The sequence below is a fragment of the Georgenia sp. M64 genome (assembly GCF_038049925.1).
Lineage (GTDB): Bacteria > Actinomycetota > Actinomycetes > Actinomycetales > Actinomycetaceae > Georgenia.
In genome coordinates this window covers 421390-447327 of sequence record NZ_CP145809.1, presented here as the reverse complement: position 1 = coordinate 447327, position 25938 = coordinate 421390, and the positions used below count along the sequence as shown (strand labels likewise).

Annotated in this window: 25 protein-coding genes, 2 tRNA genes and 1 other RNA gene; 8 read left to right on the top strand and 20 right to left on the bottom strand. The window is 73.6% G+C overall.

Annotated elements, in window-relative coordinates; genetic code table 11:
• Positions 1-29 precede the first annotated feature (29 nt).
• The 3 genes from AAEM63_RS02015 to AAEM63_RS02005 all read left to right on the top strand — a co-directional run bounded on the left by AAEM63_RS02015 (position 30) and on the right by AAEM63_RS02005 (position 1618).
• A complete protein-coding gene (locus tag AAEM63_RS02015; RefSeq protein ID WP_341360055.1) occupies positions 30-854 on the top strand; it encodes a metallophosphoesterase in 825 nt (274 codons plus the stop codon).
• A 77-nt stretch (positions 855-931) separates the two neighbouring features.
• Positions 932-1005 (top strand) — tRNA-Pro (locus AAEM63_RS02010).
• A gap of 127 nt (positions 1006-1132) precedes the next feature.
• Entirely contained in the window at positions 1133-1618 is a 486-nt protein-coding gene (locus AAEM63_RS02005) for an NUDIX domain-containing protein (RefSeq protein ID WP_123916489.1), read from the top strand.
• 301 nt (positions 1619-1919) lie between these two features.
• Here the strand turns inward: AAEM63_RS02005 and AAEM63_RS02000 are convergent, their stop codons facing one another.
• From AAEM63_RS02000 to trxA, 9 genes are all read right to left on the bottom strand, one after another.
• Positions 1920-2456, bottom strand: coding sequence for a DsrE/DsrF/DrsH-like family protein (locus tag AAEM63_RS02000; RefSeq protein WP_123916487.1), 537 nt, complete (start codon positions 2454-2456; stop codon positions 1920-1922).
• 15 nt (positions 2457-2471) lie between these two features.
• On the bottom strand, positions 2472-2786 hold the full coding sequence (locus AAEM63_RS01995; protein WP_123916486.1) for a TusE/DsrC/DsvC family sulfur relay protein: 315 nt from the start codon (positions 2784-2786) through the stop codon (positions 2472-2474).
• A gap of 14 nt (positions 2787-2800) precedes the next feature.
• The gene (locus AAEM63_RS01990; RefSeq protein ID WP_341360054.1) at positions 2801-4045 is read right to left on the bottom strand and encodes an FAD/NAD(P)-binding oxidoreductase; all 1245 of its coding nucleotides are present in this window, start codon (positions 4043-4045) and stop codon (positions 2801-2803) included.
• 715 nt (positions 4046-4760) lie between these two features.
• Positions 4761-5879: a HAMP domain-containing sensor histidine kinase gene (locus AAEM63_RS01985; RefSeq protein ID WP_341360053.1), complete on the bottom strand. Its 1119-nt coding sequence runs from the start codon at positions 5877-5879 to the stop codon at positions 4761-4763.
• Entirely contained in the window at positions 5876-6565 is a 690-nt protein-coding gene (locus AAEM63_RS01980; protein ID WP_341360052.1) for a response regulator transcription factor, read from the bottom strand. Before AAEM63_RS01980 ends, AAEM63_RS01985 begins: the two co-directional genes overlap by 4 nt.
• 168 nt (positions 6566-6733) lie before the next feature.
• Complete coding sequence (locus AAEM63_RS01975) at positions 6734-7354, bottom strand: class I SAM-dependent methyltransferase (protein ID WP_341360051.1); 621 nt, start codon at positions 7352-7354, stop codon at positions 6734-6736.
• Positions 7354-7617, bottom strand: coding sequence for a metal-sensitive transcriptional regulator (locus AAEM63_RS01970; protein ID WP_341360050.1), 264 nt, complete (start codon positions 7615-7617; stop codon positions 7354-7356). Before AAEM63_RS01970 ends, AAEM63_RS01975 begins: the two co-directional genes overlap by 1 nt.
• A 77-nt stretch (positions 7618-7694) precedes the next feature.
• The gene (locus AAEM63_RS01965) at positions 7695-8081 is read right to left on the bottom strand and encodes a DUF302 domain-containing protein (RefSeq protein WP_341360049.1); all 387 of its coding nucleotides are present in this window, start codon (positions 8079-8081) and stop codon (positions 7695-7697) included.
• A gap of 101 nt (positions 8082-8182) precedes the next feature.
• Complete coding sequence (gene trxA / locus AAEM63_RS01960) at positions 8183-8557, bottom strand: thioredoxin (protein WP_341360048.1); 375 nt, start codon at positions 8555-8557, stop codon at positions 8183-8185.
• Between the two features lie 279 nt (positions 8558-8836).
• Between trxA and AAEM63_RS01955 the strand changes: the two genes are divergently transcribed.
• A complete protein-coding gene (locus tag AAEM63_RS01955; RefSeq protein ID WP_341360047.1) occupies positions 8837-9223 on the top strand; it encodes a rhodanese-like domain-containing protein in 387 nt (128 codons plus the stop codon).
• The gene (locus AAEM63_RS01950; RefSeq protein ID WP_341360046.1) at positions 9223-10941 is read left to right on the top strand and encodes an FAD-dependent oxidoreductase; all 1719 of its coding nucleotides are present in this window, start codon (positions 9223-9225) and stop codon (positions 10939-10941) included. Before AAEM63_RS01955 ends, AAEM63_RS01950 begins: the two co-directional genes overlap by 1 nt.
• A gap of 3 nt (positions 10942-10944) precedes the next feature.
• Here the strand turns inward: AAEM63_RS01950 and AAEM63_RS01945 are convergent, their stop codons facing one another.
• From AAEM63_RS01945 to AAEM63_RS01930, 4 genes are all read right to left on the bottom strand, one after another.
• The gene (locus tag AAEM63_RS01945; protein WP_341360045.1) at positions 10945-11535 is read right to left on the bottom strand and encodes a copper resistance protein CopC; all 591 of its coding nucleotides are present in this window, start codon (positions 11533-11535) and stop codon (positions 10945-10947) included.
• 8 nt (positions 11536-11543) lie between these two features.
• Positions 11544-12083 (bottom strand): signal peptidase I, encoded by a 540-nt coding sequence (lepB, locus tag AAEM63_RS01940; protein ID WP_341360044.1) that lies wholly within the window; start codon positions 12081-12083, stop codon positions 11544-11546.
• Positions 12084-12085: 2 nt separating this feature from the next.
• Complete coding sequence (locus tag AAEM63_RS01935; RefSeq protein WP_341360043.1) at positions 12086-13717, bottom strand: multicopper oxidase family protein; 1632 nt, start codon at positions 13715-13717, stop codon at positions 12086-12088.
• 450 nt (positions 13718-14167) lie between these two features.
• Positions 14168-15250 (bottom strand): CopD family protein, encoded by a 1083-nt coding sequence (locus AAEM63_RS01930; protein ID WP_341360042.1) that lies wholly within the window; start codon positions 15248-15250, stop codon positions 14168-14170.
• Positions 15251-15337: 87 nt separating this feature from the next.
• On the opposite strand from AAEM63_RS01930, the gene AAEM63_RS01925 reads away from it, so the two are divergent.
• Positions 15338-17176 (top strand): prolyl oligopeptidase family serine peptidase, encoded by a 1839-nt coding sequence (locus AAEM63_RS01925; RefSeq protein ID WP_341360041.1) that lies wholly within the window; start codon positions 15338-15340, stop codon positions 17174-17176.
• Positions 17173-17805, top strand: a complete 633-nt coding sequence (locus AAEM63_RS01920; protein WP_341360040.1) for a trimeric intracellular cation channel family protein — start codon at positions 17173-17175, stop codon at positions 17803-17805. Before AAEM63_RS01925 ends, AAEM63_RS01920 begins: the two co-directional genes overlap by 4 nt.
• Positions 17806-17904: 99 nt before the next feature.
• Here the strand turns inward: AAEM63_RS01920 and AAEM63_RS01915 are convergent, their stop codons facing one another.
• The 6 genes from AAEM63_RS01915 to ffs form a co-directional block, all read right to left on the bottom strand.
• Positions 17905-18993, bottom strand: coding sequence for an aspartate-semialdehyde dehydrogenase (locus AAEM63_RS01915; protein ID WP_341360039.1), 1089 nt, complete (start codon positions 18991-18993; stop codon positions 17905-17907).
• On the bottom strand, positions 18990-20267 hold the full coding sequence (locus AAEM63_RS01910; RefSeq protein WP_123916456.1) for an aspartate kinase: 1278 nt from the start codon (positions 20265-20267) through the stop codon (positions 18990-18992). The genes AAEM63_RS01915 and AAEM63_RS01910 overlap by 4 nt, the downstream gene beginning before the upstream one ends.
• Positions 20268-20389: 122 nt before the next feature.
• Positions 20390-21163: a TSUP family transporter gene (locus AAEM63_RS01905; protein ID WP_341360038.1), complete on the bottom strand. Its 774-nt coding sequence runs from the start codon at positions 21161-21163 to the stop codon at positions 20390-20392.
• 1 nt (position 21164) lies between these two features.
• Complete coding sequence (recR, locus tag AAEM63_RS01900; protein WP_341360037.1) at positions 21165-21764, bottom strand: recombination mediator RecR; 600 nt, start codon at positions 21762-21764, stop codon at positions 21165-21167.
• A 10-nt stretch (positions 21765-21774) separates the two neighbouring features.
• Positions 21775-24381: a DNA polymerase III subunit gamma and tau gene (locus AAEM63_RS01895; RefSeq protein ID WP_341360036.1), complete on the bottom strand. Its 2607-nt coding sequence runs from the start codon at positions 24379-24381 to the stop codon at positions 21775-21777.
• A 62-nt stretch (positions 24382-24443) separates the two neighbouring features.
• An RNA gene (ffs, locus tag AAEM63_RS01890) (signal recognition particle sRNA small type) lies at positions 24444-24540 on the bottom strand.
• Between the two features lie 169 nt (positions 24541-24709).
• On the opposite strand from ffs, the gene AAEM63_RS01885 reads away from it, so the two are divergent.
• A tRNA-Ser gene (locus AAEM63_RS01885) sits at positions 24710-24794 on the top strand.
• Positions 24795-24871: 77 nt separating this feature from the next.
• On the opposite strand, the gene AAEM63_RS01880 is transcribed toward AAEM63_RS01885, so the two are convergent.
• On the bottom strand, positions 24872-25756 hold the full coding sequence (locus AAEM63_RS01880; protein ID WP_341360035.1) for a tyrosine-type recombinase/integrase: 885 nt from the start codon (positions 25754-25756) through the stop codon (positions 24872-24874).
• Between the last annotated feature and the right edge of the window lie 182 nt (positions 25757-25938).

Here is a 25938-nt window from a genome sequence, read left to right as displayed (position 1 = left end):
CACTCGCGTGGGCGTGGGCGGAGACGTCGATGTTCACGCTGCGCCGCTACGACGTGCCCGTCCTGGCCCCGGGTGAGCAGCCGCTGAGGGTCCTGCACCTGTCGGACCTGCACCTGACCCCGGTCCAGCGCGACAAGGTCGCCTGGGTGCACGACCTCGCCCGGCTCGAGCCGGACCTCGTCGTCACCACCGGGGACAACCTCGCCCACCACGATGCCCTCGGTCCCCTCCTCGAGGCCTACGCCCCGCTCATGGACCGTCCGGGGGTCTTCGTGCTCGGCTCGAACGACTACGTCGCCCCCCGGCCGAAGAACCCCGCCCGCTACCTCCTGCCCGACGCGCGCACCGCGCACGAGGACCCCGAGGAGCTGCCGTGGCGGGAGATGACCGCCGCCTTCCGCCGCGCCGGGTGGCGCGACCTCACCAACACCCGCGTGACGCTCGAGCTCGGTGGCCGGACGGTCTCCTTCGTCGGGGTGGACGACCCGCACCTGGACCGCGACGCGTTCCCCGCGCCCGGCCCCGGGGCGGACCTGCACCTCGGCGTCACCCACGCCCCGTACACCCGGGTGCTGGACGCCATGGCCGGTGACGGCTGCGACCTCGTCCTCGCCGGGCACACCCACGGCGGCCAGCTGTGCGTGCCGTTCTACGGGGCGCTGGTGACCAACTCCGACCTGGAACGGGGCCGGGCCTCGGGTCTGCACGGCTGGCCGGGCCCGCGCCCGGACGCGCCCGGCGGTGCCGGGTCGACCTGGCTGCACGTCTCGGCGGGCCTGGGGACCAGCCCGTACGCGCCGTTCCGCTTCGCGTGCCGGCCCGAGGCGAGCCTGCTCACCCTCCTCCCGCGCTGACACCTGGACGTGGCGTGGGTCTCACCGCGCCGGTTTCACGCCGACGGCACCGGTCGGCTATCCTGAACCGGTTCCACCGGGGTGTGGCGCAGCTTGGTAGCGCGCTTCGTTCGGGACGAAGAGGTCGTGGGTTCGAATCCCGCCACCCCGACAGACGGAAGGGCCGCAGATCCGCGCACGCGTGGGTCCGCGGCCCTTCCTCTTCCCCGGCGGAGGGTTGCCCCAGGAGACCTCCGCGCGCAGGGAGCCCGGGGGTGGAGGCCACTAGGCTCGGTGCCGTGCCCGTCCCGCCCTTCGTCGCCCACCTCCGCTCCCACATCGGTCACGACCTCCTGTGGCTGCCCGGGGTGACGGGCGTCGTCCTGGACGACGACGACCGGCTCCTGCTCGGCCGTCGCGCCGACAACGGGCTGTGGGCCCTCGTCTCGGGCATCCTCGAGCCCGGCGAGGAGCCCGCCGTGGGCCTCGTGCGCGAGGTGGAGGAGGAGACCGGCGTCGTCGCCGAGGTGGTCGCGCTGGCCCACCTGTCCTCGACCCATCGCGTGACCTACCCCAACGGGGACGAGTCGCAGTACCTGGACCTGACGTTCCTGTGCCGCTACGTCGACGGCGAGGCTCGCGTGGGCGACGACGAGTCCACCGAGGTGGGCTGGTTCCCGCTCGGGGCGCTTCCCGACGACGTCACCGCGACCTCCCGCGAGCGACTGGCGCGCACCCTGGCGTTCCGCGAGGACCCCGCTCGCGGGCCGTTCTTCGCCCGCTGAGCCACGTCCCGCCGTAGGCAGGGCTCCACTCGGCCCGCCGTCCCGGCCCGGGCGTCCCCGACCCGGACGTTCCCAACCCGGGCGTCCCCGACCCGGACGTTCCCAACCCGGGCGTCCCCGACCCGTCGCACCCCGCCGGGCACGACGAAGCGGGGGTCCCCGTCGTCGTCGCCGCCCCTGAAGGCGTACCCCCGGCCCACACCGGTGACGACGAGGGAACCCCCGCCCCTGCGCCGGCGGCGGTGAGGCCCGCAGGCCCGCCGGCGTCGGACCGGGCGGCTGGGCCGCCCGGTCCGGGTCCTCAGATGAACAGCAGCTGGGCGCCGCCCGTCATCTCGATGAAGTCCGCGGCGGTGATGATCCCCTCGATGTCGTCCCGGAAGTCCGAGGCGTCGAGCTTGTTCATGTCGGCCGAGAGCTGGCACGCCCAGAGGTGACCCCCGGCGGCGACGATCTGGTCGAGGAAGTCCGGCACCGTGGGGATGCCGAGGTCGTCCATCTGCTTCTTCATCATCTTCGTCGTCATGCGGCTGATGCCGGGCGCCGGCGCGAGGGCCTGCGGCAGCTTCATGTCCCGGATGGGCAGGTGCATGGCGGTGTTGGCGACCGGGGAGAACGTCAGGTCGTTCATCCGGGACTTCATGATCATGTCGAAGCCCCAGAAGGTGAAGAAGAAGTGCGTCTCGATGCCCTCACCGAGGGCGGCGTTGCCGAGGATGAGCCCCGGGTAGGCCATGTCGAGGTTGCCCTTGGAGCAGATGATCGCAAGCTTCCGGTCGGTCTCCTCGTCGTCGAAGTTCGGGACGATCGCCGGTGCGGTGACAGGTGTGGTGGTCATGGCGGTGTGCCTCTCTCAGACGCAGCCGTGCGGCTTGGGCAGCCCGGCGATGTAGGACATCTTGCGGCCCGGCTTCTTGGGGAACAGGGCGAACTGCTCCTTGACCGGGATGCCGCCGACGGTGTTGATCCGGCGGGTCGTGGCGGTCTCGCCCTGGGCCTTGAAGTCGTCGCGCAGGAAGTGGACGACCTTCCAGTGCTGGTCGGTCATGTCGATGCCGATCTGCTGGGCGAGCGTGCGGGCGATGTCCTCGTCCCACTCGTCGTACTCGGTGAGGAAGCCCTCGTCGTTGACGTGGACGGGCTTACCGGAGATCTCGATGACGGGCATGGTTGTCGTACCTCTCAGACGTTCGTGCCGGCGGTCTCCTTGCCGGCCATCGACATGTGGGTGGAGACGGGCATGGGCAGACCGCGCATGAGCACGTTCCAGTACAGGTGGCGGAACGCGAGCTTGCCCCAGTGGTTGGCTCGGGTCTCCTTCAGCAGGCTGAGGGGCCCGACCTTGGGGTAGGGGTAGACGCCGGTCAGCGGCTCGGTGTCGTAGTTGAAGTCGATGAGCAGGCCCTTGCCGTGGCCGGACTCGATGAAGCAGTTCGCGTGACCGTCGAAGAGGTCGGTCATGGGCCGGCCGTGGACGTGGTCGACGAAGTTCTCGGTGAACCCGTCCACCGCGAAGTGGGCTACCGAGCCGGCCTTCGAGGCGGGGATGTTGCTGGCGTCGCCGACGGCGAAGATGTTCTGGTACTTCGTCGAGAGCAGGGTGCCCTTGTCGACCGGGACGTAGTTGAGGTCGTCACCCAGGCCGGAGCGCGCCACGAAGTCGGCGCCCATGTTGAGCGGGATCGTCACGAGGAGGTCGAAGGGGATCTCCCGCTCGTCCATCGAGACCATGGTCTTCGTCTCGGGGTCGATGTGCTCGATGTAGAAGTCGGGCTCCATGTGGATGTTGCGGTCCTCGAACATCGTGCCGAGGTGGGCGGAGGCGACCGGCTTCGTGAACGCGCCCTCGAGGGGGGTGGCGTAGACGATCTCGACCTTGTCGCGCATGCCCTTCTCCTCGAAGAAGGCGTCGGCGAGGAAGGTGAACTCCAGCGGGGCGACCGGGCACTTGATGGGCATCTCGGTGATGTGGACCACCAGGCGGCCGCCCGTGAAGTCGGCCAGCGCCTCCCGCAGGGCGATCGCGCCCTCGAGGGTGAAGAACTCGTGGATGCTCTTGCGCCACTCGCCCTCCTCCATGCCGGGGGTCTGGTCCGGCCGGGGGGTCGTACCCGTGGCGATGACGAGGTAGTCGTAGTCGAGGGTGCGGCCGTCCGCGAGGTCCACCCGCTGCGCCTCGGGGTCGACCTTGTCGATCTCCCCCATCACGAGGTCGACCCCGCGCGGCAGGTACCTGTCGCGCGGCTTGACCAGCTCGTGCGGCTCGTAGACGCCGAACGGGAGCAGGAGCAGTCCCGGCTGGTAGAGGTGCTGCAGGTCCTGGTCGACGACCGTGATCTGCCACTTCTCCTTCTTGAGCTTGCGGCGAAGCTTCACCGCGACCATCGTCCCGGCGGTTCCGCCGCCGAGAATGACCAGACGCTTCATCGTCGTCCTCCAGAGTGGTGCGTGGGCCTTCGGGGTGACATGACGATCATGCGCGCCCGGTTTGCCGGTTTACCGGGCCGTACGTCCTACCCCCGGGGGTATTTGGCCGAAGCGCACCGAAGGTCCGATCTGTGACGTGGCTCATGCGTCTTGGCAGGTCTCGCCGCCCCGAGCACGTGCTGTTCGCGAGCCGCGCCGGGACCGCGATCGTGGACCGTCATCGGGGCGACCATCGGCCACAGCACCCCGGCCGCGGCCGCGGCCGGGCACGGTCACGGCACCACGCCGGGTGACGGTGACCGCAGGACGGCGACCGCGGAGACGGCGCCACATGGTGTGGCCGCGCCCCGTGCGCGCGGGCAGCGACGCCCCCCGCGGTGACTCAGGGGCTCCCGGGTCGACTCAGCATCTCCGACGTTGCTCGGTCACCACGGACCCGCTCGGTCACCACGGACCCGCTCGGTCACCACGGACCCGCTCGGTCACCACGGACCCGCTCGGTCACCACGGACCCGCTCGCTCACCGCAGCCCCCTCGCTCACCGCGAACTCGGAGAACGTGCAGGTGAGCGAGCCGCGTACGACTCTGCCACCGCACCGTCGCACCGCCGCCCCGACGACCCGGCACCCGGCACCCGGCACCCGGCACCCGGCACCCGGCTCCGAGCACCCAGCACCCAGCACGTAGCACCCGCGCGCTCGTCGGCGCCGGACCGCTACCCGCTCAGCGGCACCCGCAGCTCGAACGTGGACCCTCGTCCGGGACCACCGGACGACGCGATGACGTCGCCCCCGTGGGCGCGGGCGATGCCACGGGCGATGGTCAGGCCGATGCCCGAGCCGGTGTGCCGGCCCGCACGGGCGTCCGCGCCGGGCACCCGGTAGAAGCGCTCGAAGACCCGCTCGAGGTCGCCGGCAGCGAGCCCGGTGCCGGTGTCGCGCACGCTGACGACGGCCTCGCCCCCCGCCCGCCGGGAGGTCACCTCGACCAGCCCGCCGGCGGGGGTCGCGGCGAGGGCGTTGCCCACGAGGTTCGTGACGACCTGGGCGAGTCGGTCGGCGTCGGCGGTCACCGGCAGAGGACCGGTGGGTGCGGGCACCTCGAGGCGCACCCCGGCGTCGTCGAGCTGGGTGCGCAGCCGCTCGGCCGCACGCACGGCGAGCCCGGCCAGGTCCACCTCCGCCGCCCGGAGCTCCAGCCGTCCCTCCTCCGCCCGGGACAGGGCGCTGAGGTCGTCGGCGAGACGGCGCAGGCGACGCACCTCGGCACCGAGCTCGGTGAGCACCTCCGGACCCGGCTCGAAGACGCCGTCGACCATGCCCTCGACGTACCCGTCGAGCACGGTCAGCGGGGTGCGCATCTCGTGGGCGACCTCGCCGAGCAGCCGCACCCGGCGCGCCTCGGTCTCGGCCAGCCGCTCGCCGAGGGCGTTGACGTCCTCGGCGACGGCGGCGAGCTCGGCCTCGCGCGGGACGGCCACCGGGCGGTCGTAGCGGCCCTGGGCGAGGGTGTGCGTCGCCGCGCTCACCGCACGCAGCGGCCGCATCACCCGGCTCGAGGAGTACGCGCCGGCCAGGACGGCCGTGACGATCCCGGCGAGCACCCCGACGAGGACGGCGCTGTTCATCGCCGAGACGGCGATCTCCCGCAGCCCTGCCCCGCCGACGCCCGGTCCGCCCCCCGGCCCGCCGGGCCCGCCCGCTCCGCCCATCATGCGCACGTCGCGGTCGTACATCTGCGGGGCGAGGTACCGCACCAGCAGGTAGGTGGTGAGCCCGCCGATCGCGGCGACGAGCGCATGGCTCAGGAGGAGCCGGACCGAGAGCCGGTTCACGTCGGCTCCAGGAGGAGCTTGTACCCCACCCCGCGCACGGTGCCGATGATGCGCGGCGAGGTGGCGTCGTCGCCGAGCTCCTTGCGCAGGCTCCGGACGTGGACGTCGACGACCCGCTCGTCGCCGTAGAAGTCGTAGCCCCAGACGCGCTCGAGGAGCTGGCGGCGGGAGAAGACGCGGCCCGGGGAGCCGGCGAGCGCGGCGAGGAGGTCGAACTCGAGGGCCGAGAGGCTCACGGCCCGGTCGTCGACGTGGACCTCGTGCGCAACGGGGTCCACGACGAGGCCGTCCAGCACGAGCCGGGCCCCCTCCTCGGCACCGCCACGACCCCGGCGGAGCACCGCCTTGACCCGCGCGACGACCTCCCGGGGGCTGAAGGGCTTGGTCACGTAGTCGTCCGCCCCGATCGCGAGGCCGACGAGCTTGTCCGTCTCCTCGGCGCGGGCGGTGACGAGGACGACATAGACGTCGGAGAAGGTGCGGATCCGCCGGAGGACCTCGATGCCGTCCACGTCGGGCAGCATGACGTCGAGCAGGACCAGGTCGGGCCCGGTACGGCGCACGCGGGCGACCGCCTCCTCACCGGTGGCAGCCTCGGCCACCTCCAGGCCCTCGCCCTCGAGGTAGCCCCGCAGGACCCGCCGGATACCCGGCTCGTCGTCGACGACGAGCACCTGCCTGCCCATGTGAGCCCTCCTGACCCGCCGACACGCACCGCGGCCCCTCCTAGCGTGCCAGCCCGGGATCCGGCCGGGGGCGCCGTGGCGCCTACGAGCCTGCGCGGCGCGCGTGTCGCCCGTGGGGGCGCGCACGTGAAGGGTCGGTGAAGGGCCGGGCGGGCGCAGGCGAGGTGCTCAGGCCCGCCGGACCACGTGCAGGACGGTGTCCAGGGCGACGGCGTCGCCCACGGCTCGCTCGGCCCGCTCGGCCCGGACGACGTCGAGCCCCTCGAGGCCCTCGAGGCCCTCGAGGTCGGCGACGAGGTCCTCGGCGGTGAAGAGCACCTCTGGGTCCTGCGGGCCGCCCCGCCCGGCGGTGAGGTTCGCCAGGTCGTGCCCCGCGAGGAGGAGCGTGCCGCCCGGCGCGAGGGCCTGGGCGGCGCCGCGCAGCAGGGTCCGGTGCTGCGCCCGCGGCAGGTGGAGGTACATCAGCAGCACCGCGTCGAAGGCGACCCGCGGCGGCGGGTCGGCGAGGACGTCCGCCTGGCGCCAGTCGATGGGCGCGCCGGGCAGGTGGGCCCGCTGGAGCGCACGGGCCTTGCGGATCGCCTCGCCGGAGAAGTCGACCGCCGTGACGCGCCAGCCGCGGCGCGCGAGCCAGACGGCGTGCCTGCCCTCGCCGGTGCCGAGGTCGAGAGCGACGCCGGGCGGCAGGTCGCCGAGGACCTCGACCGCCCAGCGGCTCGGCTCGGCCGACCAGACCAGGTCCGCGGCGGCGTACCGCGCGTCCCAGGCCGCGACGCCCTCGGTGGGCATCAGGCGAGCGAGAGGAAGAGCTTCTCGAGCTTCTGGACGTCCACGGTCTCCTCACCGTCGGAGTCCACGAGGCACTGCCGCATGCTCGTCGCGATGATGGCGAAGCCCGCACGGTCCAACGCGCGGGAGACCGCGGAGAGCTGGGTCACGACGTCCTCGCAGTCGCGCCCCTCCTCGAGCATGCGCAGCACGCCCGCGAGCTGGCCCTGCGCGCGCTTGAGGCGGTTGATGACCTTGCCCATCTCGGTGGGATCGAGCTCCATGACCGCCCCCTTCTGCGTCCCGGGACCCCAGGATACCCCTGAGGGTACGGCCGGCCGGGACGACGTGACGGGCTGCGTCATCCCAGGGTGCCCAGCGCGGCCCGGAGCCGGGTCGCGGCGTCGTCCGCCACCGCGGCGAGGTCGTCGTTGCCGGTGACGCCCACCATGATCTGCGGGTCGAGCGCCTCGACGACCGTCGCCCCGCCGCTCCCACGCACGACGACGTTGCACGGCAGGAGCAGCCCGACGGACTCCTCGGCCTGGAGCGCCCGGTGGGCGAGCGGCGGGTTGCACGCCCCGAGGATGACCTGGGGCGGGATGTCCGCGTCGATCTTCTTCTTGAGGGTGGCGGCCATGTCGATCTCGGTGAGGATGCCGAAGCCCTGGGCCCCGAGGGCCTCCCGGACGGCGGCGACCGCCTCGTCGAACGGCATGGCGGTGGTCACGGTGATGCCGTAGCTCATGGTGGGTCCTCTCGTCGTTCGGTCGTGGGCGCCGGCCGGTGGGGCCGGCGTGCTTCCGGTCAGGACCGGCGCGCGTCGGGTCGCCGGACGTGTCGATCCCGTCAGGAGACCGGGGCGCTCTGCTGCGCCGCGATCTGCGCGCGCACGTCGTCCATGTCCAGACCCTCGACCGCGTCGATGAGCTGCTCCAGCGCCGGGCCGGGAAGCGCGCCTGCCTGGGAGAAGACGAGGATGCCGTCACGGAAGGCCATGAGGGTGGGGATGGAGGTGATCGACGCCTGGGCGGCGAGCATCTGCTCGGCCTCGGTGTCGACCTTGCCGAAGACGATGTCGGGGTGCTCCTCGGACGCCTTCTCGAAGACGGGCGCGAACATGCGGCACGGGCCGCACCAGGCTGCCCAGAAGTCGACGAGGACGATTCCCCCGTCCAGGACGGTCTTCTCGAAGCTCTCGGCGGTCAGGTTGACGGTGGACATGTGTTCTCCTTCGTGGTCGGTCGATACCCTACGGGGTATAACGCACCGGCTCCTGGCATATTCCGTCCTCACGATCGTCCCGTCCGGCCACCCTGCCCGCACGTCGGCGGCCGGTGCCATAGTGGTGGCACATCGGGGCACCCGGGTGCGGACCACCGCCGACCCGGACCGCCCGGCCGCGGGACCTCGGTCCCGGTGGGGCCGTGAGCGTCCTCACCGCTGCGGGCCGGAATATGCCATACCCCCCTGGGTATTGTCGATGGTGACGAAAGGACAACCATGACCACTCCTCCTCCTTCCTCCCCCGGCCTCCTCGCACGCCTCAAGGGCCTCCTCGGCGGAGGCGGCGACGGCGGCCGGCTCCCCTCCACCGTCGACGCCGCCCGCGCCCTGGAGCTCGTCCGTGACGGCGCCTCCCTCCTCGACGTCCGCGAGCGCCAGGAGTGGAAGAGCGGCCATGCGCCGCAGGCGGTCCACGTGCCCCTCGCCGAGGTCGGCGAGAAGGCCCCACGGCGCCTGGCCAAGGACAAGCCGGTCGTGGTTGTCTGCGCCTCCGGCGCACGGTCACGCTCGGGCGCCAAGCAGCTGCGCGGCCTCGGGTTCGACGCCACGAGCCTCAGCGGCGGCATGGCGGCGTGGCAGCGCGCCGGCGGGACGGTCCGCTGATGTCCGCGACCCGCCTGGTCGTCGTCGGTGGCGTCGCCGGCGGCATGAGCGCCGCCGCGCGCGCCCGCCGCCTCGACGAGCACGCCGACATCGTCGTGCTCGAGCAGAGCGACTACGTCTCGTTCGCCAACTGCGGCCTGCCGTACCACCTCTCGGGCGAGATCGCCCGCCGCGACGCCCTCCTCCTGCACACGCCCGCGACCCTCGCGGCGAGCCTCGACCTCGACGTCCGCACCGGGCACCGGGTCACCGGGGTCGACCGCGACGCCCGCCGGGTGAGCGTCGCCGGGCCGGAGGGCACCTACGACCTGCCCTACGACGCCCTGATCCTCGCCCCCGGCGCCGTGCCGGTCCGGCCCCCGATCGCGGGCCTGGACCACCCGGCCGTGCACTCCCTGCGCACCGTCCCCGACGTCGACGGGCTGCGCGCAGCCGTGGACTCCGTCCTGGCCGGACGGTCCGCGGGCGACGCGCCATCCGCCGTCGTCATCGGGGCGGGCTTCATCGGCCTCGAGGCCGTCGAGGCGCTGGCCGCCCGCGGCCTGGCGGTCCACCTCGTCGAGCTGGCCGACCACGTCCTGCCCCCGCTGGACGCCGAGCTGGCCCCGCTGCTCGCGGACGAGCTCACCCGTCACGGCGTGAGCCTGCACCTGGGGGTCTCCGCGCAGTCCGTGGCCGCCACGGACGAGCCGACCGAGTACGGCGACGAGCTCGAGGGCACCCTCGGCCAGGTCACCGTCACCCTCTCCGACGGCACCACGCTGCCCGCCGACCTCGTCGTCGTCAACGTCGGGGTCCGGCCGGCCTCCGCCCTGGCCAAGCAGGCCGGTCTGGACCTCGGCCCGAGCGGCGCCATCCGCGTCGACGCCGACCAGCGCACCTCCGACCCGCACATCTGGGCCGTCGGCGACGCGGTGGAGGTCGTCCAGGCCGGGACGGGCGCCGGGATCCCGGTGCCGCTGGCCGGTCCGGCGAACCGGCAGGGCCGGCGGGCCGCGGACTCCGTCCTCGGGCGGCGCACCACCCCGCAGAAGGACGTCCTGGCGACGTCGATCGTGCGGGTCTTCGGCCTCACCGCCGCCACCACCGGCCTCAACCAGGCGACGCTGCGCCGCGCGGGGATCGACCACGAGGTCATGCACATCCACCCCGGCCACCACGCGGGGTACTACCCGGGCTCGGAGCAGGTCCACCTCGTGGGCAGCTTCGCCCCGGACGGCACCCTGCTCGGCGCCCAGGCGGTCGGCCGCGCCGGCGTGGACAAGCGCATCGACGTCCTGGCCACGGCGATCCGCGCCGGCATGACCGCCGACGACCTCGCCGAGCTCGAGCTCGCCTACGCCCCTCCGTTCGGCTCGGCCAAGGACCCGGTCAACATGCTCGGCTTCGTCGCGCAGAACGTCCTCGACGGGACGATGCCGCAGTGGCAGGCGTGGGACCTCGAGGACGTCCGGCGTGACACGCTCGTCCTCGACGTCCGCTCTCACAAGGAGTACGAGCGGGGCCACCTCGAGGGGGCCCTCAACATCCCCCACACGGAGCTGCGCGACCACCTCGAGCAGGTGCGCGAGGCCGCGGCCGGGCGGCCCGTGAGCGTGCACTGCGCCAGCGGTGTCCGCTCGTACCTCGCCACCCGGATCCTCCTCGGCGAGGGCTTCGACGCCCGCAACCTCTCCGGGGGCTGGCTCACCCTGGCGGCGGTCCACCCGGACCTGTGAGGCTCAGGGGCGCCGGACGACCAGCCACCCGGCGGCGACGGCGCCCACCGCCACGATCCCGGCCGCGAGCGGCCTGACGGCGACGCCGGTGGCCGCACGATCGGCCGGGCCGGCGCCCACGGGCGCGTCGGCGTCCTCCGCGGGCTCCGGCTCCGCCGTGCCGGCGGGCTGCGGCGACGGGTCGGACACCGCGGTAGCGGCCGGGAGCGGGGCCACCGTGAACCCGAGCTCCCCGGTCACCGGGTGCCCGTCGGCTGCGGTGACCTGCCAGGCCACGCGGTACTCCCCGGGCGGGAGCCCCTCGGGGAGGGCGGCGGTGAGCCGGTCACCGTCGACGACCGGCGCGGCGGAGGCGACCGGTCCAGCCGGACCGCTCACCACCACCTGGGCGCCGACAGCCAGCGGCGGTGCGGTGAGCACGAGCTCCACGGCCACCGGGGCCGGGCCGGTGCTCCCGTCCGCCGGGACCGAGGAGAGCAGGTCCTCGTGGGCGTACGCGCCCGTGAGCGGCCCGAGGACGAGCACGACGAGGGCGGCCGCAGCGGCCAGGGCGCGGACGGGCCACGCCGTCGGGCGCCTGATGGGTGTGCGCACCGGTGCCCCTACCCCAGCGTGAGGACGACCCGGCCGGTGACGTCCTCGAGGCCGACGGTGCCGAAGACCCGCGAGTCGATGGAGCCGAACCGGTTGTCACCCAGGACGAACACGTGGCCGGCGGGCACCTGGACCGGACCGAAGTACGTCGCGTCGATGCGCGCGTGGTCGACGTAGGGCTCGTCCACCACGACGCCGTTGACCACGAGGAGCGCGTCGTCGATGCGCACCTCGTCCCCGCCCACGGCCACGACCCGCTTGAGCAGCGCGGTCCCGTCCTCGGGACTGACGAGGGTCACGAGGTCACCACGGTCCGGGCCCCCCAGGCGCCAGGTCACCCGGTCGACCACGACGTGGTCCCCCGAGGCGACGGTCGGAGCCATCGAGTCCGACAGCACCGGGTACCACCCCACCACGAACAGCCGGAGCAGCAGGGCGGCACCGACGACGACGACGGTGACGAGCAGGCCTCGCCGTGCCCCCGGCCCGGCAGGTCGCGCCGGGCCGGCCGAAGCCTGCCCCGCGCCTGTCAGCGGCTGGGCGCGCATCGTCACACGTCGTCGTCGGGCACGCAGTGGGCTGCCTCGATCGGGTCGTTGGGGTCGGGGAAGCCGGGGTTGCCCACCTGGAACTGGGCCATCATGTCGTGGTCCTCGTGCGGCAGGTTGTGGCAGTGGACCATGTACCGGCCCTCGTGCGGCCCGAACTTGACGAGCAGCCGGACGGTCTCGCCCTCGCCGAGGTAGACGGTGTCCTTCGGGCCCTGCTCGTAGTCGAACGCCGGTCGCCCGTTGCGCGAGAGGATCTTGAAGTCCACGAGGTGGAGGTGGACCGGGTGGAACCAGCCGCCCGAGGAGTTCTCCAGCGTCCAGACCTCGGTGTCGTTCAGACCCGGGTTGGCCAGGACCTGGGTGAAGCCCGAGGCGACGACGTCGTCCCACCGCTGGTCACCGATCGTCCACACGCCGAGGTCGTTCTTCTTGAGCCGGAAGTGGCGCTTCTTCATCGACCAGGACTCCTGGAGGTCCATCGTCTCGCTGCTCACCAGCGTGGTGGGCAGGGTGTCCCACGTCGGGTCGGGACCGAGCACGCCCTGGGCGTCGTATCGCGTCTTGGTCGGCTCGACGTTGAGGACGTCGAAGGCCATGATCCGGTCGGTGTAGTCGTAGTCGACGTTGTTGTCGTTGGAGGAGTTGCGCAGCTCGACGCGGCGTCCGCGGTGGCGCCGGAAGTCGATGAGGACCTCGTAGCGCTCGGCCGGCGCGTGGCGCCAGGAGGTCACCTGCCTCGCCGTCGGCATGAGACCGCCGTCGGTCGCGACAACGGTCACCGGGTCCCCGGTGCTGAGCCGGAAGCGGTACGACCGCGAGATCGAGGCGTTGAGCACACGGAAGCGGTAGATGCGCGGCTGGACCTTCATGACCGGCCAGGCCACGCCGTTGACGAGGATGACGTCGCCCCACAGCCCCGAGGTGGAGTTGTCGTCGAACGCCAGGCGCCCGGACTCCTCGAACATCGCGTCGCCGATCGTCAGCGGCACGTCGAAGTCACCCTGCGGAAGGAGCTCCCGCTCGGCCTCGTCGTGGATGTGGTACTGCGCGGCCAGGCCCGAGTACACGTTGTGCGCCGTGTGGTGCGAGGCGTGGTCGTGGTACCAGATCGTCCGCGCCGGCTGGTGGTTGGGGAACTGGTAGTACTTCTTGTACGCGGGGTAGGTGAAGTCGTTGGCGTACCCGTCGAACTGGGGCAGCGACGCCGAGCCGTGCAGGTGCGTGGACGTGTCCAGGGCGTGGCCCCACTGCGGGTGGACCAGGGGCAGCAGGTTGCGCAGGCGCAGGTTGATGCGCGTGCCGCGGTCGACGCTGATCGTGGGACCGGGAACGGTCCCGTTGTACGTCAGGACCGGGGTGAGCAGGCCGCCGCGAACGATCCTGGCCAGGCCCGCCTGCTGCCTGACCTCGTACCTGTGCAGCGGGGCACCGTCGGCGTCGACCGTGCGCTCGTACGGCGTCAGCACCGGCGGCCGGTAGAACGCCGAGGCGTAGCGCGCGGGGAAGTTCCGGTCCCGCAGCTCGCTGGCCTCCTTGCCCTGCAGGCCCCCGCCCCAGGGTCCCGCGAGTGCGACCGCGCCCAGGCCGCCGACGGCACCGATCTTGAAGAGGTCTCGCCTCGTCACTTCCATCGGATGACTCCTTGTCCTTCCCCCCCACAGAGATGGACGCCCCCGCGCCGGCACACTGTCCGGCGGTCGTGGAAACCGTAGGTCGGCCAGACTGGGAAAACCTTGGGAACCACTGGTGAAACGGTCGTGCAACGTCCCGCAAACGAGCGGCCCTCAGCGACCGCCGCACGGTGCCCCCCACGATTGCTGCAGGGCGCCGGCCACGACCGCCGCACGGTGCCCCCCACGACTGCTGCAGGGCGCCGTCCGCGACCGCCGTACGGCATCAGTGCGCGAGGGACACCAGCTGTGGGCGAGGCCTGCGTGAACGAGGGCCCCCGTGGGCGGGCCCCTCCGGCCGCGCCGCGCGACGGTGGCACCGACGGGCGGTGCCCGTCGGTGCCACCCGACCTCTCCCCCACCAGTCACGGTCTGCCCCGGCGGCCCCTGCGCGGCCGGGAACCGTGCGTGTCAGACCGGTGGTGCGGTGGTGGAGAGCCCGACGGCGACGCCGACGGTCGCGGCCATGACCACGACCTCCAGCGACGCCAGCCTCAGGAGCGCCCGCGGACGCCCGTCCTGGAGCGCGGGGAGGGTCCGCGCCCGGTGCATGGCCCCGAAGGCGCCGAGCACGCCCAGGGCCGTGAGCTTGACGACGACCAGGCTGCCGTAGGGCGTGGACCACAGGTCGTCCAGCCCGGTGAGGCGCCCCGCGGCGGTCACGGCACCCGAGAGCGCGACGAGCGCCAGACAGACCCCCGCCATGGGGCTGAACCGCCTCATCGCCGGGCCCAGGGCCGGGCCTCGCCCGTGCAGCACCAGGGCCAGCAGGCCGCCCACCCACAGAGCGACGGCCGGGACGTGGACGACCAGGGCCGCCAGCGCGAGCCCCGGTTCCTCCCCGTGACCGAGGTGGCTGGTGAGCAGCGGCGGCACCAGGCCGGCCAGGGCGAGGACCAGCAGTGCCTGCGCGACGAGGCGGCTCGCACCCCGTGCGCCGACGGCGACGACGAGCGCGACCGCGGTCGTCGAGACCAGGGCGCGCGCCGCGGGCACGGCGACGAGGTCGGGCAGCCCGCCCGAGCGGACGAGGTCGACCACGCCCAGGCCGACGATCTCCGCGCACGTCACGAGCAGCAGGACGACCGAGGCCGCGGCCCACACGGCCGCCCACCGGCCGGCCACCGTGCCGAGCCGGCCGAGACGGTCCCGGGCCAGGTCGGCCGGGAGGAGGGCTGCCACGACGAGGAGGACACCGACCGTGCCGACCGCCGCCACCTCGGAGACGGCCCGGGTCAGCAGCAGGACGGACTCGTTGAGCGGGCCGGCGTCCCGGATCCCCGGGACCGGGACGTCCCGCTCCCCCAGGAGCAGGGCCACCGCCGCGGCGACGACCAGCGGGACGACCACCAGGAGCGTGCGCCGGGCCGCACGGCCCCGGGCCGAACGGGGCCGGGGGCCGCCCTCGCTCGGCCCGGGGCCGCTCCGGTCCGGGCTGAGGTCGTGGCGCGCGCGGAGGGGGCGGTGCGCCGGCACCTGCGTGCTGGTCCTCATCGCTGTCCCCCGACTTCTGGCCCGTCCCCCTTGCGGCGCACGCTAGGTCAGCGAGGTTGGGGAAACCTTTGGACCTACCCTGACCCCATGACCGCCGACCCCGATGCCTGGCCCCGCCCCGTCTGGGAGATGCGCCTACGCGCCGCCCAGGTCGAGCTGCCCGAGTGGGCCGAGCACGCGCCGGGCCGCGCCGTCGTCGTGGCCACCCACCGCGGGATCCTCCAGGTGCACTCGTGGGACGTGACGACCGGGCGCCTCGTGGTCGCCACCGACCGTGACCAGGGCACCACCGAGTGCGCGATCGACCCGTACGGGTCATGGCTCTGGTGGTTCGACGACACCGCCGGGGACGAGTGGGGCCGGTGGCGCCGCCAGCCCTTCGGCTCCCCGCCCGGGCACGGGGTGGAGACGCCCGTCGACCTGCCCGAGGCCTACGACGCCGGGCTCCTCCTCGCCCGGGACGGCACGGTCGTCGTCGGGCGCACGGACGAGCGTGGGACCCACGTCCACCAGCTCGTGGTCGGCGCCGGGGAGGCCGGCACCGCGCCCGTGCTGCTCTACTCCCACCCGAACGACGCCGGCGCCGCGGCCCTGTCCCACGACGGCAACCTCGTCGCGATCGAGCACTCCGAGCGGGGCGACAACCGCCACCCGGCGCTGCGGGTGGTCCGGGCCGACACCGGCGCGGTCGTGGCGGACCTCGACGACGGCCCCGGCAAGGCCCTGACCGCGCACGACTTCGCGCCCCGCGACGGCGACCTGCGCCTGCTCGTCGGGCACGAGCGCCGGGGCCGCGCCGAGCTGGCGGTGTGGGACCTCGGCACGGGCGACGTGCGCGACGTCCGGCTCACCGGGGACGACGGGCGGCCGCTGCCGGGCGAGGTCACCGCCGCCTGGTGGTACCCCGACGGGCGCTCCGTCCTGGCCGCCGTCGACCACCGCGCGCGCACCCGGCTGTACCGCCACCCGCTGGGCACCCGCACGACCACCCCGGTCGGCCCGGTGGACGGGTCCGTCTCGGAGGCGGCGCCCCGGCCCGACGGCGACGTCTGGCTGCGCTGGTCCTCGGCGGCCACCCCCCGCACCGTGCTCTCGGCCCGCACGGGCCGGGAGGTCCTGGCGCCCGCGGGGCTGCGCGCGGCGCCGTCCGTCCCCGTCGAGGAGGTCAGCGCGCCGGGTCCGGGCGGACCGGTCCACGCCCTGCTGCGCCTGCCCGCGGAGGGCGAGGGACCGTTCCCGGTCGTCGTGGACGTCCACGGCGGACCGGCGTGGCACCGCTCGGACGCGTTCTCCCCCCACCTGGCGGCGTGGGTCGACCACGGCTTCGCCGTCGTCAGCGTCAACTACCGGGGCTCCACCGGCTACGGCTCGGCCTGGCGCGACGCCCTCGAGGGACGCGTGGGCCTGACCGAGCTCGAGGACGTCGCGGCCATGCACGACCACCTCGTCGGCCGCGGGCTGGTCGACCCCGCCCGGTCGGTCCTGGCCGGGGCGTCGTGGGGCGGCTACCTCACGCTCCTCGGCCTGGGCACCCAACCGGACCGGTGGACCCTGGGCCTGGCAGACGTGCCGGTGGCCGACTACGTCGCGGCCTACCACGAGGAGATGCCCGACCTGCAGGCCTTCGACCGGTCCCTCTTCGGCGGCTCACCGGAGCAGGTGCCCGACGCGTACCGTGTCGCCAGCCCCATCACCTACGCCGGCCGGGTCCGTGCCCCCGTCCTCATCACCGCCGGCGAGAACGACCCCCGCTGCCCGATCGGCCAGATCGACAACTACGTCCGCGCGCTGCGCTCGCGCGAGGACTACGCCGGCCCGGTCGAGCTGTACACCTACGGCTCGGGGCACGGCTCGGTCGTGGACGACGAGGAGGTCGAGCAGCTGCGCCGCCAGCTCCGGTTCGTCGCGGCCCATCTGGACCGATGAGCCCCACCGACATGGTCCTCGCGCTCGACGTGCTCGGGACCTTCGCGTTCGCGGTCAACGGCGCGATCACCGCGTCCCGGAAGGTCCGGCTCGACATCGTCGGCATCCTCGCGCTGGGGATCATCACCGCGGTCGGCGGCGGCATGATCCGCGACGTCGTCATCGGCGACGTCCCGCCGGCGGCGTTCACCCGGTGGTACTACCTCGCCGTCGCCACGGGCGGCGCCCTGGTCGCCTTCTTCATCAGCCGGCCGCCGCGCCTGCTCTACCGGTCGATGCTCGTCCTCGACGCTGTCGGGCTGAGCCTCTTCTGCGTCGTCGGCGCCCTCAAGGCCGTCGAGTTCGGCCTCTCCCCCGCGCCGGCCATCGCGCTCGGCGCGGTGACCGCCGTCGGGGGCGGGACCATCCGCGACGTGCTCATCGGTGAGATCCCCTCGGTGCTCACCAGCGGGCTCTACGCGATCCCCGCCCTGCTGGGCGCCTCGGTGGCGGTGGCGACGGTCGGCACGGGGGTCGGTGCGGCCGGCGCGGTGGCCGGCGCGGTGCTCTGCTTCGGCATCCGCATGGTCGGGCTCAGGTACCGGCTCAACGCGCCGACGGCCAGGCGCCACCGGGACCTCACTCCCTGACGGGCTCCCGGGGCCGACCGCCAAGCCACGACGGGGCGGCGAGCAGCGACGGCCGGCAGCGGCAGGCCAGGGCGGGCGCGCCGGCGACGACCGGGCCGGTCAGCGGGCGAGGATCTCCTCGGCCAGCAGCTCGGCGATCTGCACCGTGTTGAGCGCGGCGCCCTTGCGCAGGTTGTCGTTGGCCACGAACATCGCCAGGCCGCGCCCCTCCGGCACGGACCGGTCCTCGCGGATCCGCCCGACGAAGCTGGGGTCCGCGCCCGCCGCCTGCAGCGGCGTCGGCACGTCGGAGAGCTCGACCCCCGGGGCCGTGGCGAGCAGCTCGGTGGCGCGCGCCGCGGTGATCGGCCGCGCGAACTCGGCGTTGATCGACAGGGCGTGGCCGGTGAAGACCGGCACCCGCACACAGGTCCCCGCGACCGCGAGCTCCGGGAGCTCGAGGATCTTGCGGGACTCGTTGCGCAGCTTCTGCTCCTCGTCGGTCTCCCCGGAGCCGTCGTCGACGAGGGACCCGGCGAGGGCGACGACGTCGAACGCGATGGGCGCGACGTACTTCTCCGGCGCGGGCATGGTCACGGCGGAGCCGTCCAGCGCCAGGGCGGTGATGTCCTGCTCGACGGCGGCGCGGACCTGGCCCTCGAGCTCACGGACCCCGGCGAGTCCCGACCCGGAGACCGCCTGGTAGGTGGAGACGACGAGGCGGCGCAGACCGGCCTCGGTGTCGAGCACCTTGAGGATCGGCATCGCGGCCATCGTCGTGCAGTTGGGGTTGGCGATGATCCCTCGGGGCCGCTGCGCCAGCGCGTGCGGGTTGACCTCGGAGACCACCAGCGGGACGTCGGGGTCCTTGCGCCAGGCGGAGGAGTTGTCCACGACGACGGCGCCGGCGGCGGCGAACCGGGGGGCGTGCTCGCGCGAGGCGGTGGCCCCGGCGGAGAAGATGGCGATGTCGATGCCGGTGAGGTCCGCCGTCGCGACGTCCTCGACGACGACCTCGCCGTCCTGCCACGGCAGGACCGTCCCCGCCGAGCGGGCGGAGGAGAAGAACCGCACCGAGGCGGCGGGGAAGCCGCGCTCGGCCAGGAGGGTGCGCATGACGGCACCGACCTGCCCGGTGGCGCCGACGACGGCGACGCTCACGCCGGCGCCGCGCGCGGCCTGGCCGCCGTGGGTCTGCTGGTCGCTCATCGGCCGGTCCCCCCGTAGACGACGGCCTCGGACTCCTCGGTGTCGAGGTCGAAGGCGGTGTGGACCGCCCGCACCGCGACGTCGAGGTCCTCGGCGCGGGTGACGACGGAGATGCGGATCTCCGAGGTCGAGATCATCTCGATGTTGATGCCGGCGGCCGACAGCGCACCGAAGAGCTGGGCCGAGACGCCCGGGTGGGAGCGCATGCCCGCACCGATGAGGGAGAGCTTGCCGATCTGGTCGTCGTAGCGGACCTCGGCGTACTGCAGGTCGTCCGCGGCCGCCTCGATCGCCCGGAGCGTGGCGGGGCCGTCGGACTCGGGCAGCGTGAAGGAGATGTCGGTCAGCCCGGTCGCCTGGGAGGAGACGTTCTGGACGATCATGTCGATGTTGGCGTCCGCGGCGGCGACGATCTCGAACAGCCGTGCCGCGATGCCGGGGACGTCGGGCACGCCGACGACCGTGATCTTGCCCTGGCTGCGGTCGTGGGCGACGCCGGAGATGATCGGGGCTTCCATGGCTTCCTCCTCCTGGTCGCCGACGGTGGTGTCGGTGACCCAGGTGCCTTCCTTGGTCGAGAACGAGGAGCGCACGTGCAGCGGCACGCCGTAGCGGCGGGCGTACTCCACGGCGCGCAGGTGCAGGATCTTCGCACCCTGGGCGGCCAGCTCGAGGGTCTCCTCGTAGGTGATCCGGCTGATCTGGCGGGCGCTGGGGACGATGCGCGGGTCGGCGGTGAACAGCCCGTCGACGTCGGTGTAGATCTCGCACACGTCGGCGTGCAGCGCCGCGGCGAGCGCCACGGCGGTGGTGTCCGAGCCGCCGCGGCCGAGGGTGGTGACGTCGTTGAGCTCGTTGACGCCCTGGAACCCGGCGACGATGGCGACCTGGCCGTCGCCGACCGCCCGGTTGATCCGCTCCGGGACGACACCGACGATCGAGGCGCGCCCGTAGCGGGTGTCCGTGCGCAGGCCCGCCTGCTGGCCCGTGTAGGAGCGCGCCTTGACGCCGAGCTCGTTGATGGCCATCGCGAGCAGCGCCATGGAGATGCGCTCCCCGGCGGTGAGGAGGATGTCCAGCTCGCGCGCGGGCGGCTCGTCGGTGACGCGGGCGGCGAGGTCGAGGAGGTCGTCGGTGGTGTCGCCCATGGCCGAGACGACGACGACGACGTCGTTGCCCGCCGTCCGGGTCTCGACGACCCGGCGGGCGACGCGCTTGATGCTCTCTGCGTCGGCGACGGACGAGCCGCCGAACTTCTGCACGACGAGGGCCACTGGGTCTCCGGACGGGTCGGGGCGGGCGCCCCGTCGGGGGCGCGCCGGTGCGTTCCGGGCAAGTCTAGAGCCGTCTCACGCTCCGGTCATCGTCCGATCCGCATGGTGAGCAGTGCTGTGACTCACCCCTGCACGGTCTGCCAGCCCAGCCGGACGACCAGGAGCGACACCACGATGATGAACACGACCCGGACGAAGGCGCTGCCGCGGGACACGGCCATCCGTGCCCCCAGGTACGCACCGAGGAGGTTGGCGGTGCCGACCGCCAGGCCCAGGCTCCAGATGACCGCGCCGTGCGGGACGAAGAAGATGAGGGCACCGGCGTTGGTGGCGAAGTTGACGATCTTCGCGATCGCCGACGCCGGCAGGAACGCGTACCCCAGGACTCCCACGAGGGCGATGACGAGGAAGCTCCCGGTGCCCGGGCCCAGGACGCCGTCGTAGGCACCGATCACGACCCCGAGGCCGAGCGCGGCCCCGACGTGCCGGTTGCCCTCCCACCGCAGGTCCGTGGTGCGGCCGACCTTCGGCCGGGCCAGGGTCCAGGCCGCGACGGCGACGCACGCGAGGAGGATGATCGGCGTGAAGGCCTCGGCCGGGATCCGGCTCGCGACCGCCGCCCCGCCGACGGCCGACGCGAGGGCGGCCAGCGCCATCGGGGCGGCCGTGCGCAGGTCCGGGCCGACCCGGCGGTAGAACGTCGCCGCGCTGACCGACGTCCCCATGATCGAGCCGACCTTGTTGGTCGCCAGCGCCTGGACCGGCGTGATCCCGGGGACGAGGAGGAGTGCGGGGAGCTGGATGAGCCCGCCGCCGCCGACGACGGCGTCCACCCAGCCGGCGGTCAGGCCCGCGAGGACGAGGAGCGCCAGCGCGAGCAGGTCGATCTCGGGCACGTCAGCTCTCGACCCGGCGGCGCCCCTCGAAGGCCCGGCCGAGCGTGACCTCGTCGGCGTACTCCAGGTCACCGCCCACGGGCAGGCCGGAGGCGAGCCGGGAGACGGCGATGCCCATCCCCCGCAGCATGCGCGAGAGGTAGGTGGCGGTGGCCTCGCCCTCGATGTTCGGGTCGGTGGCGAGGATCACCTCCTCGATCTCGCCGCTGGCGAGCCGGGTCATGAGCTCACGGATGCGCAGGTCGTCCGGGCCGACGCCGTCGATGGGGTTGATGGCCCCGCCGAGCACGTGGTAGCGGCCCCGGAACTCCCGGGTGCGCTCGATCGCGACGACGTCCTTGGCCTCCTCCACCACGCACAGCACGGTGGGGTTGCGCCGCGGGTCCTGGCAGATCCGGCACGTCGCCTGCTCCGCGACGTTGCCGCAGATGTCGCAGAACCGGACCTTGTCCTTGACCTGCGTGAGGGCCGCGACCAGCCGCGCGACGTCGTCCTTGTCCGAGGACAGGATGTGGAACGCGATGCGCTGGGCGCTCTTGGGCCCCACACCAGGGAGGCGGCCGAGCTCGTCGATGAGGTCCTGGACCGCACCCTCGTACATCCCGGCCACGCTACGGCGCACCCGTCTCGGGGTTCAGCGTGATCTCGTCGATGATCCGGCCGCCCAGGAGCTTGACGAGCAGCGGGGCCCCCACGAGGCCGGACCCCTCGGCGTCGGGATCGTCGAGGGACGCGACGTCGTCGGCGGGAGAGACCACGGCCGGCCGGGGGGCCGGGCTGGTGGTCTGCGTCGGCCTCGCGGGCCGGGTCGCGGTGGCCGTCCCGGGCCGGGTCGACGACGGACGCCGGACGTCCTCGGGGGGTGGCGCGTCGTAGTCGTCGTCCGGCGGCTCGGGCGGGTAGTCCTCTTCCGCGGACGGCGCCACGTCGGACGGTGACGCACCGGCCGGTCCACCGGAGGCGGGACCACCGACTGCGGGAGCCGTGGCTCCGGACGGAGCGGTCGCGGGGGGCGCGGACGACGCACGGGGCCCACCGGAGGGGCCACCCGTTCCGGTGCCGCCTCCGGGGGCGCGCGGGCTCGTCGCGGGGCCGCTGTCAGGCGCCTGCCCACCCGCGGGTCCGCGGCCGGGTGCCGCAGTCCCGTCGGCCGGCGCGCCTGCGTGCTGGGACCGCCCGCCGGGAGCTGCCGGGGGCTGCGCCGGACCGGCCCAGCTCGAGCGGGCGGCGTCCACCGCGTCCGGGCGCGACGGCGTGGGCTGTGCCGGCGTGGCCTCCCCGCGGGGCGCGTCCCGGACCACCGGCTCGACCCGGAGCCTCAGCCCGAGGGTCTCGGCGAGGGCCTGCTGGACGTGCTCGGCGTGGGGGCCGCCGCGGAAGGCGGTGGCCAGGCCGGCGGTGTCGAAGACCAGCCGCAGCGCGCCGCCGGAGATGTCGCCCACCTGGGCGTTCTGCGAGACGAGCGCCCACGTGGTGCGCTTGAGCCGGGCGAGGGTGGCGACGACCTCGCTCCAGCGGTGCCGGACCATCTCGGTGTCCGGCGCCTCGGACTCCTGGGCCGTGGGGGCGGCGGGCGCGGGTGGCGCCGCGGCGGCCGGGGCGGGCCGTCCCTCGGCGGGACGGTTCGCGTCGGCCTGCCGGGCCGGGTTCGCCGCGCCGGTCGCTGCGGCGGCGGTCGCAGCCCCGGGGGCAGGAGCCCCGAGGGCAGGAGCCTCGGTGGCAGGAGCCTCGGTACGCCCCCCGTCCTCGTCGCGGGCCCGGCCCCCGGCGCCGGCAGGCGCCTCGGAGCGGCTCTCGACCTCGGCGTGCGCCCGGGGAGCGGCTGGTGCGGTTGCCTCACCGGCGGCGCGAGCGGCCGGAACATCATCGAGCACGTCGAGCCCGGGCGCCGCCGGTCGGGGCTCGGACGCGGTCGCCGGTGCCTGCGGTGCCGCGCCGTCGGTCGACGGCTGTGCCGCCGAGGTCGGTTCGGCGGCAGGGCCGGGCTGCGCCGCTGCGGGCACCGGCATCGTCGCGACGGGCCCGGCCGGTGTCGGGTGGGCGGGGAGAGCGGGAGCTGCCGCCACGCCGCGCTCGAGCCGGTCGAGCCGGGCAGCGAACCCCGCGTCTCCCGCGTCGGCGCCGGGCAGGAGGATGCGCGCGCAGAGCAGCTCGAGCTGCAGGCGCGGCGACGTCGCCCCGCTCATCTCCGTGAGGGCGTCGTTCGTGAGGTCGGCGGCCCGCGTGACCTGGCCGGCACCGAGGTGCTGGGCCTGGGCGCGCATCCGCTCGAGCTGGTCCGCCGGGACGCCGCGCAGGGCCGCGGCCGCGTGCTCGCCCGCCATGGCGATGACGACGAGGTCCCGCAGCCGCTGCAGGAGGTCCTCGACGAAGCGCCGTGGGTCGTGGCCGGTGCCGATCACGCGGTCGACCACCCGGAACAGGCTCGCGCCGTCGCGGGCGGCGATGGCGTCCACGACGTCGTCGAGCAGGGCCGCGTCGGTGTAGCCGAGGAGGGCCACGGCACGCTCGTACTCCAGGCGGCCGTCCTGCGCGCCACCGATGAGCTGGTCGAGCACGGAGAGGGTGTCGCGCACCGAGCCGCCGCCGGCCCGCACGACCATGGGCAGCACCCCGCCGCCGACCTGCACCCCCTCGGCGGTGACGAGCTCCTCGAGGTAGGCGAGGAGGACGTCCGGCGGCACCAGCCGGAAGGGGTAGTGGTGGGTGCGCGAGCGGATCGTGCCGATGACCTTGTCCGGCTCGGTGGTCGCGAAGATGAACTTCACGTGCTCCGGCGGCTCCTCGACGAGCTTGAGCAGGGCGTTGAAGCCCTGCGGCGTGACCATGTGGGCCTCGTCGAGGATGAAGATCTTGTACCGGTCCCGGGCCGGCGCGAAGCTCGCTCGCTCACGCAGCTCGCGCGCGTCGTCGACGCCGTTGTGGCTCGCGGCGTCGATCTCGACGACGTCGAGCGAGCCGGACCCGGAGCGGGCGAGCTCCACGCACGAGTCGCACGTCCCGCACGGGGTGTCGGTGGGGCCCTGCGCGCAGTTGAGGCAGCGGGCCAGGATGCGCGCCGACGTCGTCTTGCCGCAGCCACGGGGGCCGGAAAAGAGGTAGGCGTGGGTCACGCGGTCCGCCCGGAGGGCCGCCATCAGCGGCTCGGTCACGTGCTCCTGGCCGATGACCTCCTGGAAGGTCTCGGGCCGGTAGCGGCGGTACAGCGCGGTCGTCACGGGTCGACCCTAGCCGGGGGGACCCACACCGGGCACACCTGCAGGCCGCACCGGTGGAGGATGCAAGGGACCCCCCGTGCACCCGCCAGAGCTCACCTACCCTTGCTGCCTTCCGGCCCTGGGGGAGTTCGGCAAGATGACGCCGCACGAGGGGTCGCCGAAGAGTCTAGCGGACGCTCGGCGGTGCCCAGGGGCCCTCGCGACCCGGCCCGTCCGGCCGGCGAGCGTGACCAGTCCCACGGCCACCGCGGGGCCCGACCGGTTCGGTCGGGGCCGTGAGTTCGGGTATCGTCGTCCACCGGAAGTCAGCCGCAAGGCGTCTTTCCCAGGAGGATTCGCCTAGTGGCCTATGGCGCACGCTTGGAAAGCGTGTTGGGTGCAAGCCCTCGGGGGTTCGAATCCCCCATCCTCCGCCGGTACTCAAGGCCCCTGACCTGCAGCAACGCAGGTCAGGGGCCTTCGAGCATCGCTCCATGTGCTAAGCCATGTGCTAAGCCTCGTCGAGATGCGCCGCGAAGCGGTCCACCGCCGCCTTCTGCATCGTCGGGGTGACGTGGCTGTAGATGTTCATCGTCGTGGTGATCGTGGAGTGCCCGAGGCGCTCCTGGACCACCTTCGGGTGTTCGCCGAGCTCGAGCAGCAGCGTGGCGTGCGTGTGCCGGAGCCCCTTGAGCGTGATCCGCGGCAGGCCGTCGACCACGGCCTGCGCACGCTCGACGCGGTAGGTCCAGCGCCTGCCGACCTCGTTGGGCGAACGGATCGCGCCGGCGTCGTTGCCAAACACGTAGGCGTCGGGTTGGGCGAGGTCGAGCGAGATGCTGCCCCGCTTCGTGCGGTAGACCTTCAGCGTCGCCAGGGTCTCACCGTCGAGATCGATGACGCGGGCGGACCCCGTCTTGGTCGACTTCGCCTTGTTCCGCGTGGTGACGTCGGCGGCCCGTCGGATGCTGAGCCTGCCGGTGCCGAAGTTCACATCGCCCCAACGCAGGGCCAGGGCTTCGCTGCGCCTGATGCCGGTGTAAGCGATGGTGCGCCACAGCGGGAACAGGTCGTCGTTGAAGATGTCGCGGTTCCAGCCCAGGAATGCATGAAGCTGCGGACCGCTCCACGTAACGATCTCGGGGCGCTGCGCGCGAATCTGCGAACCGGTGGGAGCGTTGACGGTCCGTTTCTTCTTCGCCGGGTTGACCCTGATCAGGCCGTCGGCGAGCGCAGCCTCGAGGATCGCCCCGAGGGTGACGTGGACCTTGTTGACGGTGTTGGCGGACAGGGGCTTGCCGTAGCCGCGTTGGTCGCGCCGGCCGGACTTCTTCCAGGTCGCGGTAGTGCGCCGCGATCCGGGTGGCGGTGAGCTTGTCCACGCGGATGCCCCCAAGCGCCGGCGTGATGTGGTTGCGGATCACCTTCTCGTAGCCCTGCACGGTCGAGGCTTCGAGGCGCAGGCTCTTCATCCATTCCGCAGCGTAGGCGCCGATCGTGGGCACCGTGCCCTGGAACCTCTCGTTCTGCGCCTTCTTCCTGAGCGCGCCGACGAGAGCGGTCTGGGCTTCGTCGAGG

What these genes read in the sequence shown, in the direction of transcription:
- trxA (WP_341360048.1), bottom strand. Translation starts at nt 8,557, where the DNA reads ATGTCCACCGTCAACCTGACCGCCGAGAGCTTCGAGAAGACCGTCCTG.
- AAEM63_RS01915 (WP_341360039.1), bottom strand. Translation starts at nt 18,993, where the DNA reads ATGAGCGACCAGCAGACCCACGGCGGCCAGGCCGCGCGCGGCGCCGGC.
- AAEM63_RS01970 (WP_341360050.1), bottom strand. Translation starts at nt 7,617, where the DNA reads ATGGAGCTCGATCCCACCGAGATGGGCAAGGTCATCAACCGCCTCAAG.
- AAEM63_RS01930 (WP_341360042.1), bottom strand. Translation starts at nt 15,250, where the DNA reads ATGAGGACCAGCACGCAGGTGCCGGCGCACCGCCCCCTCCGCGCGCGC.
- AAEM63_RS01975 (WP_341360051.1), bottom strand. Translation starts at nt 7,354, where the DNA reads ATGCCCACCGAGGGCGTCGCGGCCTGGGACGCGCGGTACGCCGCCGCG.
- lepB (WP_341360044.1), bottom strand. Translation starts at nt 12,083, where the DNA reads ATGCGCGCCCAGCCGCTGACAGGCGCGGGGCAGGCTTCGGCCGGCCCG.
- AAEM63_RS01935 (WP_341360043.1), bottom strand. Translation starts at nt 13,717, where the DNA reads ATGGAAGTGACGAGGCGAGACCTCTTCAAGATCGGTGCCGTCGGCGGC.
- AAEM63_RS02015 (WP_341360055.1), top strand. Translation starts at nt 30, where the DNA reads ATGTTCACGCTGCGCCGCTACGACGTGCCCGTCCTGGCCCCGGGTGAG.
- AAEM63_RS02000 (WP_123916487.1), bottom strand. Translation starts at nt 2,456, where the DNA reads ATGACCACCACACCTGTCACCGCACCGGCGATCGTCCCGAACTTCGAC.
- AAEM63_RS01980 (WP_341360052.1), bottom strand. Translation starts at nt 6,565, where the DNA reads ATGGGCAGGCAGGTGCTCGTCGTCGACGACGAGCCGGGTATCCGGCGG.
- AAEM63_RS01995 (WP_123916486.1), bottom strand. Translation starts at nt 2,786, where the DNA reads ATGCCCGTCATCGAGATCTCCGGTAAGCCCGTCCACGTCAACGACGAG.
- AAEM63_RS01925 (WP_341360041.1), top strand. Translation starts at nt 15,338, where the DNA reads ATGACCGCCGACCCCGATGCCTGGCCCCGCCCCGTCTGGGAGATGCGC.
- AAEM63_RS01990 (WP_341360054.1), bottom strand. Translation starts at nt 4,045, where the DNA reads ATGAAGCGTCTGGTCATTCTCGGCGGCGGAACCGCCGGGACGATGGTC.
- AAEM63_RS01920 (WP_341360040.1), top strand. Translation starts at nt 17,173, where the DNA reads ATGAGCCCCACCGACATGGTCCTCGCGCTCGACGTGCTCGGGACCTTC.
- AAEM63_RS01950 (WP_341360046.1), top strand. Translation starts at nt 9,223, where the DNA reads ATGTCCGCGACCCGCCTGGTCGTCGTCGGTGGCGTCGCCGGCGGCATG.
- recR (WP_341360037.1), bottom strand. Translation starts at nt 21,764, where the DNA reads ATGTACGAGGGTGCGGTCCAGGACCTCATCGACGAGCTCGGCCGCCTC.
- AAEM63_RS01965 (WP_341360049.1), bottom strand. Translation starts at nt 8,081, where the DNA reads ATGAGCTACGGCATCACCGTGACCACCGCCATGCCGTTCGACGAGGCG.
- AAEM63_RS01955 (WP_341360047.1), top strand. Translation starts at nt 8,837, where the DNA reads ATGACCACTCCTCCTCCTTCCTCCCCCGGCCTCCTCGCACGCCTCAAG.